This window comes from Streptomyces sp. DT224, assembly GCF_049844595.1.
Lineage (GTDB): Bacteria > Actinomycetota > Actinomycetes > Streptomycetales > Streptomycetaceae > Streptomyces.
In genome coordinates this window covers 12643-26652 of the sequence record NZ_JBNCLI010000018.1, presented here as the reverse complement: position 1 = coordinate 26652, position 14010 = coordinate 12643, and the positions used below count along the sequence as shown (strand labels likewise).

The window sequence follows — 14010 nt, the reverse complement described above, 5'->3', positions numbered from 1 at the left end:
GGGGCCGCGCAGCCGATACCCGATCGGTTGCGCGGCCGGGGCGGGCTATGCTCGGGGGTGATGTGCCGAGGGCCGTTAGCTCAATTGGTCAGAGCAGCGGACTTTTAATCCGTTGGTTGTGGGTTCGAGTCCCACACGGCCTACCTCGTTGCCCCGGGTCCGCGCGTGCGCGGCCCGGGGCTCTGTCGTGTCCGAGGGCGGGCGGTGCTGTGTGCCGTCGTCCGGGCCGGAGCCGGCAGGGGCCGACGCCCGAGGGTGTGTCAGACCAGGAGCTTCGTCTTAGCCCGCTGGTACTCCTCCTCGGTGATCGCACCCTTGTCCTTGAGGTCGGCGAGCCTCGACAGGTCCTCCACGTGGCTGCCCTTGTGGCTGCCGTCCTCCGTACCCGCCGCGTCCCTGATGTACGCCTTGAAGGCGGCGTCACGCTCCCTCGCCTCCTGGACGTCGCGCTTGCCCATGGACTTGCCGCGGGCGATCACGTAGATCAGCACGCCCACATAGGGCAGTACCAGCGCGAGGATCAGCCAGCCGGCCTTGCCCCAGCCGCTCAGGTCGTGGCTGCGAAAGATGTCCATGATGACCCGGAAGAGCAGGAAGAGCCACATGATCCAGAGGAAGAACCAGAGCATCGTCCAGAACAGGTTGAGCAGGGGATAGTCGTCCATCGTCCACTCCCGGGTCCGCGTCGGACTGGCTGAATCTGAAAACAGTCATATCACCACATTCACCCCATTGCTCGTCGATGTGGGGCGCGGGGCGGGGAGGCGAGGGGGCCGGGGCGTGCGGGCCGTGGTCATGGGGGCCCCGAACATGACGTAGAGTTGGGTTCACCGACGCGGGGTGGAGCAGCTCGGTAGCTCGCTGGGCTCATAACCCAGAGGTCGCAGGTTCAAATCCTGTCCCCGCTACTGAAGGATCAGGCCCGGCACGCAGGCAGCGTGCCGGGCCTGATGCGTTTCGGCGGGGTTCCGAACGAGCGCACCCGCTTCGCCCCATCGGCGGCCGAGGATTCGCCCGGCGACCGCGCGGGCGCGAGGCTGGAGGCGGTGCGCGGTACCGTCCGCGGCCGTGGCTGCACCGGGCAGGAGACCGCAGGTGGGGAAGTGGGAACGACGGTGGCGCGGGCCCGACGGCGCGGTGAGCCGCCGGTTCGTCCGGGTGCTGCCGGTGGCGATGATCGTCATCGGGGTGGTGTTCGACCTCTTCACGCCGCCCTCCTACACGGCCGTCCCGATGTTCGCGGCCGCCCCGCTGACCGCCGCGCCCTTCTTCGGTATGGGCACCACGATCCGGATCGGGATCGCCTCGGTGCTCGCCGTCGCCGGAATCCGGCTCTGCACCGGTGATCTGGTCGAGGTGGTCTCGTTCATCGAGATGGTCACCGTGCTCACGGTCGCCGTGCAGGCGTGCGTGATCAACCGGGTCGTGCGGCGCGGCAGCGACCAGTTGGCGTCCGCCCGGATCATCGCCGAGACGGCCATGCGGGCCGTGCTGCCCGCGCCGCCCGAGCGGATCGGCGGACTCCAGGTGGCCGCGCGGTACGAGGCGGCACAGGCGGACGAGTTCGTCGGGGGAGACCTCTTCGCGGCCGCTGACACTCCGTACGGCGTACGGCTGGTGCTGGGCGACGTGCGCGGGAAGGGGCTGGAGGCGGTCGGCGCGGTGGCGGTGGTGATCGGGGCGTTCCGGGAGGCGGCGGAGCAGGAGAAGTCGCTGGAGGGCGTGGCGCAGCGGCTGGAGCGCGCGCTGGCACGCGAGTCGACCCGGGGTGGCGGGTTCGACGAGTTCGAGGAGTTCGTCACCGCTGTCCTGGCGGAGATCCCGCCGGGCGGCCAGGTGGCGCGGATCGTGAACCGGGGCCACCCCGACCCGCTGCTGCTGCACGGGGACGGGGCGGTGGAGGCGCTGACTCCCTCGGAGCCCGCGCTTCCGCTGGGCCTGGGCCTGGGGGTGCGGCCGGACCGCGCGGAGGGCTGGGAGCTGCCGCCCGGCGGGACGCTGCTGTTCTACACGGACGGCCTGTCGGAGGCGCGGAACGCCGACGGTGTCTTCTACGACCCGGCGGAGCGGCTGCGCGGGCGCCTCTTCCCCGGTCCCGAGGAGCTGTTGTCCGCGCTGACCGACGACGTACGACTGCATACGGGGGGCGAGTCGACCGACGACATGGCGCTGCTCGCGGTGGCCCGGCCGGCGAAGGGGCAGCCGGACCGCCGCAGGACGGTGAAGATCGTCAAGCGGGGTGCCACGCTGGGTGACTGAGGAGCGTCGCTCCGCATAACATTTGACGCAACGTCAGAAAACGCGTAGTGGCCGGGTGGCGATCAACTCGCCCGGTTCCACCCGGTTGTGTCCCGTAAAGTCCAGGCCATGGGCGTGAACGATCAGTGGGAACAGCTTGGAATCGGACCCGTCTGTCTATTAACGTTCGATAACGCAGCGCGGTTGTCCCAGCCGTCGTCAGGGACGGCGCCGCGCGCGTGCGCCGAATTCCGCAAGGGAACCGGGGAACCACCTACATGGGGTGAATCGGGCATCTTCGTCTTCACAAGAGGCGGAGGGACCCGTAGGAGACCTTCCTGCTCCGAACCCGTCAGCTAACCCGGTAGGCGAGAAGGAAGGAAAGGAGTGCGCCCGCGTGGCGTCCAACAAGCCTGCCCCCGAATCACCTTCCCGGTTCGTGCCCGAATACGGTGCCGACTCCGCGTCCGTCCCCGGCGCCGCGTACATTCCGGAACAGGGAAGCGACTACGCGGCCGATCGGGGCGACGGCTTCGGCACCGGTGCCGGTTTCGGCAGCGGCTTCCGCGCCGACGACGCCGACTCCGAGCGGACCTGGGAGGAATGGAACCCCACCGAGGAGTCCGTCCGTCCCGTCCGCGGCAAGCACCGCGTCGCCAAGCAGCGCAATGGTCTGGCCCGTAGCTCCACCGTCCTCGGCGTCGGTGTCATCGCGGCCGTCGGCGCGGGCGGCATGGCCACCGCACAGAGCAAACCGCCGGTCTCCATCTCTCTTCCCGATTCCATCGCGGACAATCTCCCCGACGCCAAGTCCCTTCCCGGCGTGGGTGCGTTGTTCTCCGGCGAGAGCGAGGCGGAAACCCCCGCGACCGCCACCGCCGCCGCACCGCTGACCACCGCCGGCATCACCACCGCCGAGGCCGAGCAGGGCACCACGGACGCCGGCGAGGCGCTGCGCGCCCGCATCCTCCAGCAGGCCGAACAGCAGCAGGGCGCCGCCGACGCCGAGGCGAAGGCGGCCGAGGAGAAGGCCGCTGCCGAGAAGGCGGCCGCCGAGGCGAAGAAGCAGCAGGACGAGGCCGAGGCCAAGGCCGCCGCGGAGAAGAAGAGGGAGGCGGAGGAGGCGAAGAAGAAGGCCGAGGCCCTGCGCCTGGCCAAGCTCGCCGCCGGCTACGCCATTCCCACCTCCTCGTACACGATCACCTCGACGTTCGGCGAGGCCGGTTCGATGTGGTCCTCCGGCTACCACACGGGCCTCGACTTCGCGGCCCCGACCGGTACCCCGATCAAGGCCATTCACACCGGCACCGTCAAGTCGGCCGGCTGGTCCGGCGCCTACGGCTACCGCACGGTGCTGGAGCTGGAGGACGGTACCGAGCTGTGGTTCTGCCACCAGTCCTCGATCGGCGTCACGGTCGGCCAGAAGGTCACCACCGGCGACACGATCGGCCGCGTAGGCGCGACCGGAAATGTGACCGGCCCGCACCTCCACCTGGAGGTCCACACCCCGGACGGCACCGGCATCGACCCGATGGCCTGGCTGCGCGCCCGCGGTCTGACCGTCTGAGGTCCGTTTCCCCCGAAGACCCGGCCCTTCCCGGTAGGCGGCCGTCCGAACCCCGGCAGCCCTGACGCACACCCCCCGACGTCAGGGCTGCCGGTTCGCGTGGCCGCGGCCTGACGGATGTATGCGGCACGGAATAGCGGGGTGTGCGCAAACCGTTCTCCCCCTTATGACTTCACTGCGCAATCTCGGCCCGTCCGGCCTCCAGGTCTTCCCGCTCTGCCTCGGTGGAAACGTCTTCGGCTGGACCGCGGACGAGGAGCGGTCCTTCGCCGTCCTCGACGCGTACACGGCGGCCGGCGGCAACTTCGTGGACACGGCCGACGCCTACTCGCACTGGGTTCCCGGCAACGAGGGCGGAGAGTCGGAGACGGTCATCGGCAAGTGGCTCGCGTCGCGCGGCAACCGGTCCGACGTCGTGGTGGCCACCAAAGTCGGCGCCCTCCCCGGCTACAAGGGCCTTTCGGCGCCCACGATCAAGTCGGCCGCCGAGGAGTCGCTGCGCCGGCTCGGCACGGACCACATCGATCTGTACTACACGCACTTCGACGACGAGACCGTCCCGGTCGAGGAGATCATCACCGCCCTCGACGAGCTGGTGAAGGAGGGCAAGGTCCGCGAGATCGCCGCCTCCAACATCAGCCCGGCCCGGCTGCGTGCCTCCCTCGAATTCTCCGAACGCGAGGGACTGGCCCGCTATGTGGCGCTCCAGCCGCACTACAACCTCGTCTCGCGGGACACCTACGAGGGCGATCTCCAGGACACCGCCGCCGACGCCGGGCTCGCGGCCGTCCCGTATTACGCGCTGGCCGCCGGCTTCCTCACCGGCAAGTACCGCCCGGGGACGACCGTGGACAGCGCCCGCGCCGGGAGGGCGGCCGGCCACCTGGAGTCGGAGCGCGGCCGGCGGGTGCTCGCCGCGCTCGACACGGTGGCGCGGGACCGGGACGCCGAGATCGCGACGGTGGCCCTGGCCTGGCTCGCCTCCCGCCCGACGGTCGCCGCGCCGATCGCCTCCGCCCGGACGGTCGACCAACTGCCCGCGCTGCTGGCGGTCGCCGGTCTCCAGCTGACGGACGAGGAACTGTCGACGCTGACGGCGGCCTCGGCCTAGGCTCGTTCGCCTGCGCGGAGGTCACCGGCCTGTGTACGGATCGGGCCGGTGACCTCCGGTGCAGGGCGGTGCGGTGCGGGGCTGCTGGTCGTAGGGCTGTGCCGGGTACGGGGACGGGCCGATGTACGAGTTCGGGGCGCCGTTGTACGGGGGCGGGCCGCCGTACGCGTACGGCGTGGTGCCCGCGTACGGCCGGCCGGGCGGCCAGGCGGCCGTGTAGCCGGGCGGCCGGCGGTGGGTGGCCCGGGCCGCGTACGCGAGGGCTGGGCCGGCGATCTCACGGCGCTGCCACAGGTGGTGCAGCAGCTCCAGCTCGCGCGCGGCGAAGTCCGGGTCCGCCCTGCCCCGGCCGGCCTGCCGCCGCAGGGAGGCGAGGGACGTCGCGAACGCCTCGTACTCGGCGACCGCACGCGCCGCCGCCCTGCCGCGCTCCTTCGCCTCCTTGGCGCGGACCGTCGCGTACGCCGGGTGGTACGGATGGCCGGAGACGCTCGCCGCGTACCGCCGGCGCGCCGCGTTCCTGGCGAGGGCACGGGCCCGCATGGAGGCGAGGGCGCGGGGCTCGTCGGGCGTGAGCCAGCCGGCTTCGGCGTACGCGGGGAGCTCGACGGCCAGGGAGCGCAGCTCCTTGCGGCGGGCCCGGACCACCTGCCAGGTCACCAGGCCGAAGACCGGGACCATGAACGCCCCGTACACGATGTAGAAGCCGTACCGGCCGAAGGTCGCCGAGCCGTTCCACAGGGCGTGCATGCCCATGGCGAGGACCAGGCCGAGCAGCGGGACGGCGATGAGCCGCACCCGGCGGCCGGGTGCGGTGCTCGCGGCGATCCCGAGACCGATGCCGGTCAGGACGGTGAAGAGCGGGTGGGCGAAGGGGGTCATGACGGCCCGGACCAGGAACGTCACCACGGTCACCGCCGCGAAGCCGGAGTCCGTCTGCTGGTCCTCACCGAAGGCGTTGCCCAGGTAGAGGATGTTCTCGGTGAAGGCGAACCCCGTCGCCGTGAAGCCGGCGGCGACGACGCCGTCCACGATCCCGGTGAACTCCCGCCTGCGGAAGAGGAAGAGCAGCAGGACGGCCGCCGCCTTGGCACTCTCCTCGACCACCGGTGCGATGACCGTGGCGCCGAGGGTGTCCGCGTTCCCCGGATCACTGTCGGCTATCCACCGGACCGCGAACGAGTTGGCGAGGATGGCGACCAGGGCCGCCGCGCACGCGCCCCACGCGAAGGCGAACAGCAGATTCCGCCACGGTGCCGGGTCGACCCGGTCCAGCCAGCGGAAGGCGGTCATCAGCACGGGGACCGGCAGGACGGCCAGGCCCAGGCCGACGAGGAATCCCTCGGTGCCGGTCTGGTCGCGGACCAGGGCGAGGATCACCACCCCGCAGAGCGCGAGCAGCGTGGAGACGGCGACCGCTCGGAACGTCCGATTCCGCCAGAGCAGGCCGACGCGGCGCGGGCGGTAGCGCCACTGGCCACGCGCCGGCACGGCGGCCAGGATCTCGCCGACCCGCTGCTCCTGGAGCACCGGGACGGCCGGCTGATCCCGCTCTTGTCGCTGAACAGACCCGTCGGACACCCCTCGACCCTAACGAGCGGGTCCGACAACGGCCATGGTGTCCGCCCGGCTCAGACGCGTGCGAAGAGCAGGTCGTGCACCACGTGGCCCTTCCCCAGGCCCTGGCCCTCGAACCGGGTCCGCGGGCGGAAGGCGGGGCGCGGGGCGTAGCCGCCGTCGGCCACCGTGTTCTCGAAGCGGGGATGCGCGGTCAGCACGTCGAGCATCTGCTCGGCGTACGGCTCCCAGTCGGTCGCGCAGTGCACGATCGCGCCGGGCTTCAGCGGCCCCGCCACCAGGTCCAGGAACTCCGGCTGGATCAGCCGGCGCTTGTGGTGGCGGGACTTGGGCCACGGGTCGGGGAAGTAGACCCGCAGCCCGTCCAGCGACTCCGGCTCCAGCATCTCGCGCAGCAGGATGATCGCGTCACCGTTGGCGACCCGGATGTTGGTCGAGCCGTTCCGGTCGGCGAGACCGAGCAGGTTGCCCTGACCGGGCGTATGCACGTCGACGGCGAGGATGCCGGTGCCCGGGTCGTCGGCCGCCATCTGCGCGGTGGCCTCACCCATGCCGAAGCCGATCTCCAGCACCACCGGGAGCCCGCCGAACAGGGCGGGCAGGTCGAGGACGCTCAACCCGTCGATGTCCAGGCCCCACTTGGGCCATAGCCGTTCCAGGGCGTTCTGCTGGCCGGGCGTGACCCGGCTGCGGCGCGGCTGGAAGCTGCGGATGCGGCGCTCGTGGTGCGAGCCGGCCGGGTCGGCCGCGGGGCCGCCGGGGAAGCGGGGCTGCTGACGCATCCGGCGCGCGCGTTCCAGGGACGCGGCCCGCACGTCGTCCGGGATTCCGGCGGTGGTGGGCACGGTGCCGTCGGGCGCTGCGGACGCGGCGCCGTCCGCCTCGGCGGGGTCGCCGGGCGTCGGGCGGGAGGGGTTCATCGGCTCAGACACAATGCCCTGATTCTACGGGGCCGGGCGTCCGGGGGCGTCCGGTGCCGACAGGCACGGGGTCACCCCGCCGCCGCGCGCTCCGGCGGCTTCCAGCCGGCCGCCCGGGCCCGGAGCAGGGCGCGGCGGGCCACCTCGCGGCCGATGGGCAGCGAGGCGGTGGCGGCGGGCGACGGGGCGTTCAGCACGTGCACCGTGTGCGGGGCCTCGCGGATCAGGAAGTCGTCCACCAGTGTGCCGTCGCGGAGCACGGCCTGGGCGCGGACCCCGGCCGGCGCGGGGCGCAGGTCCTCCTCCGTGACCTCGGGCAGGAGGCGGCGGACCGCCTCCGTGAACGCGCGCTTCGAGAGGGAGCGGTGCACCTCACCGGCCCCGTACCGCCAGTGCCTTCGGGCCATGCGCCACGAGCCCGGCCAGCTGAGCGTGTCCATCAGCTCGCGGGGCCGGACGACGGGCCGGCCGTAGCCCTCGCGGGCGGTGGCGGGCACCGCGTTGGGACCGACGTGGACGGAGCCGTCGAAGCCCCGGGTCAGGTGGACGCCGAGGAACGGGAACGTCGGGTCGGGCACCGGATAGACGAGCCCGCGCACCAGCTCGGGCCGCGCCAGCTCGAAGTACTCCCCCCGGAACGGCACGATCCGCATCCCCGGGTCGTCGCCTGCCAGCCGGGCGATCCGGTCGCAGTGCAGCCCCGCGCAGTTCACCAGCACCCTGGCCCGGACCACGAGACCGTCGGCCGTGCGCACGGCCACGCCCCAGGGGCGGCGGTCGATCGCCGCGACCTCGGCGCCGAAGCGGATCACGCCGCCCGCGCCGCGTACCTCGTCGGCGAGGCGCCCGGCGACCGCCCGGAAGTCGCATACGCCCGTCGTGCCGACCCGGATCGCGGCGAGGCCCCGCACCTTCGGCTCGTACTCGGCGATCTGCGCGGGCCCCAGCTCGCGCACCGGCAGACCGTGCTCGCGGCCGCGCTGGACCAGGGCGTGCAGCCGGGGCAGCTCGGCGCGGTCCGTGGCGACGATCAGCTTGCCGGTCACCGCGTGGGCGATGGAGTGGTCCCGGCAGAAGTCGGTCATCTCGGCGCTGCCGCGCAGCGCGTACCGTGCCTTGAGCGAGCCCGGCGGGTAGTAGATCCCGCTGTGGATCACCCCGCTGTTGCGCCCCGTCTGGTGGCGCCCCGGGCCCCTCTCCTTCTCCAGCACGGTCACGCGGGTGCCCGGCGCGGTGCGCGTGAGCGCGTACGCGGCCGACAGGCCGACGATCCCGCCGCCGATCACCAGCACATCGCAGTCGTACGCCGCGTGCGTCATCATCACGCCACCTCCCACCCCGATAGTGCACCGACCCACTGACAACGCACCCGAACCCGTGCGGCCAGCGTGGCGCTTCCCGGGAATCGCGACCGCTATGCCGGGGCGACCAGAAGAGGGCGGGCGCGCTCGCGCAGCTCCACGACGCGCGGCTCGTCCCCGTACGGCTCCAGGCGGTGCAGCAGGTCGCGCACGTACTCCGTGGTCCGCGCCGACGAGATGCGGCCCGCCACCTCCACGGCCCGGGTGCCCGCCGCGCAGGCGGCGTCCAGATTGCCCGACTCCAGCTCGGCGACGGCCGACACGACGAGCCGCAGCCCGTGCGAGCGGACGAATTCCTCGGTGGGCCGGGACAGCGCCTGCTCGGTGAAGCGCCGGACCTGTCGGGGCGCCTTCAGGTCGAGGTGGCACTCGGCGGCGTCGGCCGCGAATCTGTCGTACGAGTAGAAGCCCAGCCACGCCGGGTCGGCGTCGCCCTCCCGAGAGCGTTCGAGCCAGCTCTCGGACGCCTTGAGCGCGGCCCCCGCGGCCGGTGCGTCGTTCGCCTTCGCGTGCGCGCGGGCCTCGACCAGGCGGAAGAAGCTCATCGTGCGGGAGGTCGCGAGGCCCCGGTTGCGCTCGACGGCGGCCTGCGCGAGGTCGACGCCTTCGTCGGCGAAGCCGCGGTAGGTCGCCTGGAGCGACATCGACGCCAGGACATAGCCGCCGAGCGGCACGTCGGCCGCCGCCCGCGCGAGGCGCAGTGCCTGGATGTAATAGCGCTGGGCCGCCTCCTGCTGGCCGGTGTCGAAGGCCATCCAGCCGGCGAGCCGGGTCAGCTCGGCCGCCGCGCCGAACAGCGCACGGCCGACCTCGTCGCTGTACGAGCCGAGCAGGAGCGGGGCCGCGTCCACGCGTAAACACTCCGGGACCATCGAGGAGCGCCAGTCGCCGCCGCCGTATTTGGAGTCCCAACGGCGCGCGTCCTGGGCGGCCTCGCGCAGTTTGGAGACGTCGCTGTGGCCGACGCGCAGCGAGGAGGCGTCGGCTCCGGATTCGGGGCCGGGCTGTGCGGGGATGAGCAGGCTGTGGCCGGTGGCCGTGCCGGTCGCCTGGGCGGGCGACGCGGGGGTGCCCGGCTGTACGGGCGCTCCGGTGGGGCCGTGCGCCCCCGGTGCGCCGTGTGCGCCGGGTGGTTGCCCCCCGATGGTGGCCGATGTCCGTGCGACCGACGGGTCGGCGGGGGATATCAGCCAGCGGGACGCGGGTGTGGCGTACGCGCTCACCGAGAACGAGCCCGCGAGCGACTGCCATATCCCGCCGCTGCCCGCGCGCCGCCCGGCCAGATCCAGCCGGTACAGATCCGTCGCCGACCGGACGGCCGCGTCCACGTCGCGCGGGAATGCCAGCCCGACCTCCGGCGCCGGATCGGCGTCGGCGAGACCGATCTCGTGCAGCGGAACGGGCCGGCCCAGCTTGGCGCCGATCGCCGCGGCGATGAGATGGGGCGCGGCGCCCTGGGGCACCATGCCCTTGGAGACCCACCGGGCGACGGACGTCTTGTCGTAGCGGAGGGTCAGTCCGCGTTGCGCCCCGAGGTCGTTGACCCGCCGCGCGAGCCCGGCGTTGCTGATTCCCGCGAGGGCGAGAACGGTGCCGAGCTTCTCGTTCGGTCCTCGTTGCTCCCTGGACATGGCCACCCCTCGACACACAGACGGCAGCCGCGTCACCGTCTCGGCGCGCGGCATTCGTACCGTGTTCTCCCCAGGGACGAACCCTGTCACTCCGCCCGCACACGCATGTGGCCGTGCCCCGGGGAATATGCCGCCCTGCAGAGAACATCAGTACACCCAGCGTAGTTCGTCGCATCCCTACCGTTAAGGGCCGGACGTCCGTATGGCGGGATTGTTGTCCGTCCCGGCCACTCGCGGATTGCCGTGGGACGGGAAGTGGCGTGAGGGGTGGATGAGGTTGTGGAGGCGAACGCGCGGCGGAGGAAGGGAGAAGGAAGAGCGGGGGAATGACGGGGGTGCGGGGGAGGAGGAGTGGAGATCGCCGGGGCGGGGTGCGGGTCGGCCGGTGAGGGTGTGCGATTCCGCTTCGCCGCAGCCGTGTACGGGCTTCGTCCCGCCGCTTCCGCCGCCCGCCGACCAGCGCGGACCGGCGCGCGGGGCGTACGCGACAGCCGGCGTACCGGTCGGGTCCGGCCGGGTCGGTCGGGGTCCGCCGAGGGCTCGGTGCGTGCACCCCGGTGTGTGGCCGTGCGCCCGCATGTGCGCTCTGGCCCGGCCCGGGAGGCGGCGCTTGCATGGGTGCTGCGTGGATCGGCCCGCTGCGTTGGAAGCAGGGGGCTGGGGGATATCGCCGCCTCATTCCCCGCAGGCGGTGGACCGGTCCGGGGGGCGAGGCCCGCCCCCCGGACCGTGTGTTCCGCAGGGGCGGGCCGACGGTGCGGCAGGGGCGGGGCCTTGCGGATGCGCTGACCGGGGCGACGTCGATGGAATGCGGTTAAACGCATATGAATCGGTCAACGCATCATGAGATCAACGGTTCCCCTCTGCGCCGAGATTGGCCGGATATCGACGGTCGGGCGAGGTCGGGCCGGAGGGGGCGCCGACCGTTCCGCCGCCGCGCGACCCGGGTTCGGGGCTTGGCTGGAAGCGGGCCGTTCGCGCGGGACCGAGCGGGGGAACGCAACGCCCGGAATCCGTAATTCCGTTGTCCTTCCGGGTGACGCGGGCGGGCGCTGTGCGGAACGCACGTCGCGGCGTCCGCATCGCGGCCTTTGCCAGGGGCGCATGCGCTCACGACGTGCGCCGTCCGTAGCCACTCCTGCGCGCCGTTGTCGTGGCAGCATGTCCGCAACGGCGCCGATCGTCACCGGAGTTCTCCGGGTGCTTGCCTGCCGCGCCGTTGTTGTCCACAGCCTGTGGAGGCGGCGATGCGTTGGTTGGTGGGTTGGAGCAGTATCGCCGCGAGCTTCGGCACGGCCGGGGCGGTGGGCGGCGGCGACGGGCGCACGATGCACCCCGTGGGCTCCCAACTCCTTTGGGGCGACCCCGATCCGCTCTGGGCGGTCGGTGACTGGCGGCCCGACGAGATCCGCACCGTCCGGGTGGACACCGCCGAGGGTGCCCCCATGGTCCGGCTCGCCGTTCTCGGCTGCTGCGGGGCCACCGACGAACAGCTGCGCGTCGGGCTGCTCGCCGCCCGGGGCGGCGCCCTGCGCCACCTGACCGCATGGACCGGGAGCTACACGGTCGTCGTCCAGATCGGCCGCCGGATCACCGTCGTCGGCGACCTCGCCGGAGCCCGCCCGGTCTTCTACACGCCCTGGGCCGGCGGCACGGCGTACGCCACCGCCGCGCTGCCGCTCGCCGACCTCATCGAGGCCCAGCTCGACATCGGCCACCTGGCCGCCCTGCTGGCCTGCCCCGAGACCCCGGAGGCGCTGCGGGACGGCACGCCCTACGCGGGCGTGAAGCGCATCCCGCCCGGACACGCCCTGATCCTCCGCGAGGGCTCACGGGAGATCACCGGATACGAGGCGGTGGCCTCCCTCGCCGTGGCCGCGCCCGAGCTCGACCCGGTGAGCGCCGTCGACGGGGTGCGCGACGCCCTGGTCGAAGCGGTGCGCGCCCGGCTCCTGGCTCCGCGCCACGCGCCGGAGACCCTGCCGCCCGACCCCGGTCCGGTTCCCGGTATGGGCCCGGCCGAACGCCGCGCCGCCCGGGGCGCCCCCGTGCCCGGCATCGGCGCCGACCTCTCCGGGGGCAGCGCGTCGGCGACCCTCGCCCTGCTCGCCGCCGGTCTCCCCGGGCTGCCCGGCACGATCCTGGGCCACGGCACCGGTGCGGGGGAGCGGCTGCTCGCCGTCACCTTCAACGACCTGACGACCCGCGCCCACGAACCCGAACTCGAGCGGGCCCGTGCCATCGCGGCCAACCCCCGCCTCCACCACGTCGTCGTCGCGGCGGGCGAAGAGGCCCTGCCCTACGCCGAGCTGGGCGCCGGCCCGCTCACCGACGAGCCGGCCCCCTCCCTCGTCCTCGCCGAACGCCACCGGCGCCGGCTCTCCGCGGGCAGCGCCGACCACTTCGTGGGCGCCGGCGCCCGGCAGGTGCTCGACGCCCACCCGGCCCGCCTCGCCGACCTGCTGATGGACCGGCGCCGCCGCCACCTGCTGCGCCCGGTCGCCGCCCTCGCCAAGGCCGAAGGCCCCACCGCGCACTCGCTGTTCGTACCGCTGACCGTGTACCGGGCGGCCCGCAAGCTGGCCCGTACGTCCTATCGCACCGGCCTCGAAACGGCTGCCGGCCGGCTGCCCGACGCCAACCGCATCGCGCCCGGCCTCGACACCCCGGCCGACGCCTCGCTCGCCGCACTCGCCTGGTCGAGACCGGGGCCGGCCGCCCGGTGGCTGACCGGCGAGGCGCTGGCAGAAGTTTCGGTTCGCCTTCAGGAGGCGGCGATCCGCCCGTCCTCGGTCCAGCGCCCGGGAGAGGCCCGGGCGAGGGCCGCCCTCGCCCGCAGTGCCGCCGACCACCGCATCCTGGAGCAGGCCGCCGAGATCCGCAGCCAGCGGCTGCACGCCCCCTTCCTGGACAACCAGGTCGTACGCGCGGCCCGTGCGCTGCCCGAGTCGCTGCGGGTCCAGCCGGGCGCCCGCGCGGCGATCCTGCGCCGCGTGCTGGCGGGCGCGGGCATCCACGAGCTGCCTCCCGGCTGGGGCGCCCCCTCGCAGTACACCTCGACGGCGGTGACCCGGACCGGGCTGCGCGCCGCCCTGCCTGAGCTGATCGCGCTCTTCGACGCCCCGCTGCTCGCCGACGCCGGACTGGTGGAGGCTCGCGTCGTACGCAAGGCCCTGCGCGCGGCCTCCGAGGGCGAGCCGCTGCCCCTGGACGGCCTCGCCGAGCTCGCCTCCACGGAACTGTGGCTACGCCGCCTCGTCTCCCGGCGCGGCACCTGCTGGACCGGCACAGCGGCCCCCCGCCAGCGCGCGGTGGCGGGGGGTGTCGTCCCGGCCCGGCGCTCGCTTCAGGGGTGAGAGGGGTGGGGCGCGGCGGGGTGGGTCGTGCTCGGGTGTCCCGGGGAGTGGGGCGCGGCGGGGTGGGTTTGTCCTCGGGTGTTCCGGGTGGGGTCGGGTCGCGGCGGGTTCGTCCTCGGGCGTTCCCGGGGGTGTGGGCGCGGCGGGGTGGGTCGTGCTCGGGCGTCCCCGGGGAGTGTGGGCGCGGCGGGGTGGGTTCGTCCTCAGGCGTCCCGGTCCGTCCGACCGCTGCTCACCGGCGGTTCCGC

At 73.3% G+C, this 14010-nt stretch carries 9 protein-coding genes, 2 tRNA genes and 1 riboswitch; of the genes, 6 read left to right on the top strand and 5 right to left on the bottom strand.

Features of this window, described 5'->3' with window-relative positions:
* The first annotated feature begins 69 nt into the window (after window positions 1-69).
* Window positions 70-143: transfer RNA gene (locus ACLQ2N_RS33780), tRNA-Lys, on the top strand.
* A 117-nt stretch (window positions 144-260) separates the two neighbouring features.
* Here the strand turns inward: ACLQ2N_RS33780 and ACLQ2N_RS33775 are convergent.
* Window positions 261-665, bottom strand: a complete 405-nt coding sequence (locus ACLQ2N_RS33775) for an SHOCT domain-containing protein (protein WP_425819248.1) — start codon at window positions 663-665, stop codon at window positions 261-263.
* Window positions 666-834: 169 nt separating this feature from the next.
* Between ACLQ2N_RS33775 and ACLQ2N_RS33770 the strand changes: the two genes are divergently transcribed.
* From ACLQ2N_RS33770 to ACLQ2N_RS33755, 4 genes are all read left to right on the top strand, one after another.
* Window positions 835-908: transfer RNA gene (locus tag ACLQ2N_RS33770), tRNA-Met, on the top strand.
* A 187-nt stretch (window positions 909-1095) separates the two neighbouring features.
* A complete protein-coding gene (locus ACLQ2N_RS33765; RefSeq protein ID WP_425819246.1) occupies window positions 1096-2259 on the top strand; it encodes a PP2C family protein-serine/threonine phosphatase in 1164 nt (387 codons plus the stop codon).
* 211 nt (window positions 2260-2470) lie between these two features.
* A riboswitch (cyclic di-AMP (ydaO/yuaA leader) is annotated at window positions 2471-2624 on the top strand.
* Window positions 2625-2635: 11 nt separating this feature from the next.
* The gene (locus tag ACLQ2N_RS33760) at window positions 2636-3805 is read left to right on the top strand and encodes a M23 family metallopeptidase (protein ID WP_425819244.1); all 1170 of its coding nucleotides are present in this window, start codon (window positions 2636-2638) and stop codon (window positions 3803-3805) included.
* Between the two features lie 166 nt (window positions 3806-3971).
* Window positions 3972-4916 carry an aldo/keto reductase gene (locus tag ACLQ2N_RS33755; protein WP_425819242.1) on the top strand — a complete coding sequence of 315 codons (945 nt, stop codon included), beginning with the start codon at window positions 3972-3974 and terminating at the stop codon, window positions 4914-4916.
* A gap of 21 nt (window positions 4917-4937) precedes the next feature.
* On the opposite strand, the gene ACLQ2N_RS33750 is transcribed toward ACLQ2N_RS33755, so the two are convergent.
* From ACLQ2N_RS33750 to ACLQ2N_RS33735, 4 genes are all read right to left on the bottom strand, one after another.
* A complete protein-coding gene (locus ACLQ2N_RS33750; protein ID WP_425819240.1) occupies window positions 4938-6497 on the bottom strand; it encodes a PrsW family glutamic-type intramembrane protease in 1560 nt (519 codons plus the stop codon).
* A gap of 50 nt (window positions 6498-6547) precedes the next feature.
* Window positions 6548-7414, bottom strand: a complete 867-nt coding sequence (gene trmB / locus ACLQ2N_RS33745; RefSeq protein ID WP_425819384.1) for a tRNA (guanosine(46)-N7)-methyltransferase TrmB — start codon at window positions 7412-7414, stop codon at window positions 6548-6550.
* Window positions 7415-7485: 71 nt separating this feature from the next.
* Window positions 7486-8736: an L-2-hydroxyglutarate oxidase gene (gene lhgO, locus ACLQ2N_RS33740; RefSeq protein WP_425819238.1), complete on the bottom strand. Its 1251-nt coding sequence runs from the start codon at window positions 8734-8736 to the stop codon at window positions 7486-7488.
* A 92-nt stretch (window positions 8737-8828) separates the two neighbouring features.
* Window positions 8829-10406 carry a sporulation protein gene (locus tag ACLQ2N_RS33735; RefSeq protein WP_425819236.1) on the bottom strand — a complete coding sequence of 526 codons (1578 nt, stop codon included), beginning with the start codon at window positions 10404-10406 and terminating at the stop codon, window positions 8829-8831.
* 1247 nt (window positions 10407-11653) lie between these two features.
* On the opposite strand from ACLQ2N_RS33735, the gene ACLQ2N_RS33730 reads away from it, so the two are divergent.
* Complete coding sequence (locus tag ACLQ2N_RS33730) at window positions 11654-13762, top strand: asparagine synthase-related protein (protein WP_425819234.1); 2109 nt, start codon at window positions 11654-11656, stop codon at window positions 13760-13762.
* The last annotated feature ends 248 nt before the right edge of the window (window positions 13763-14010 follow it).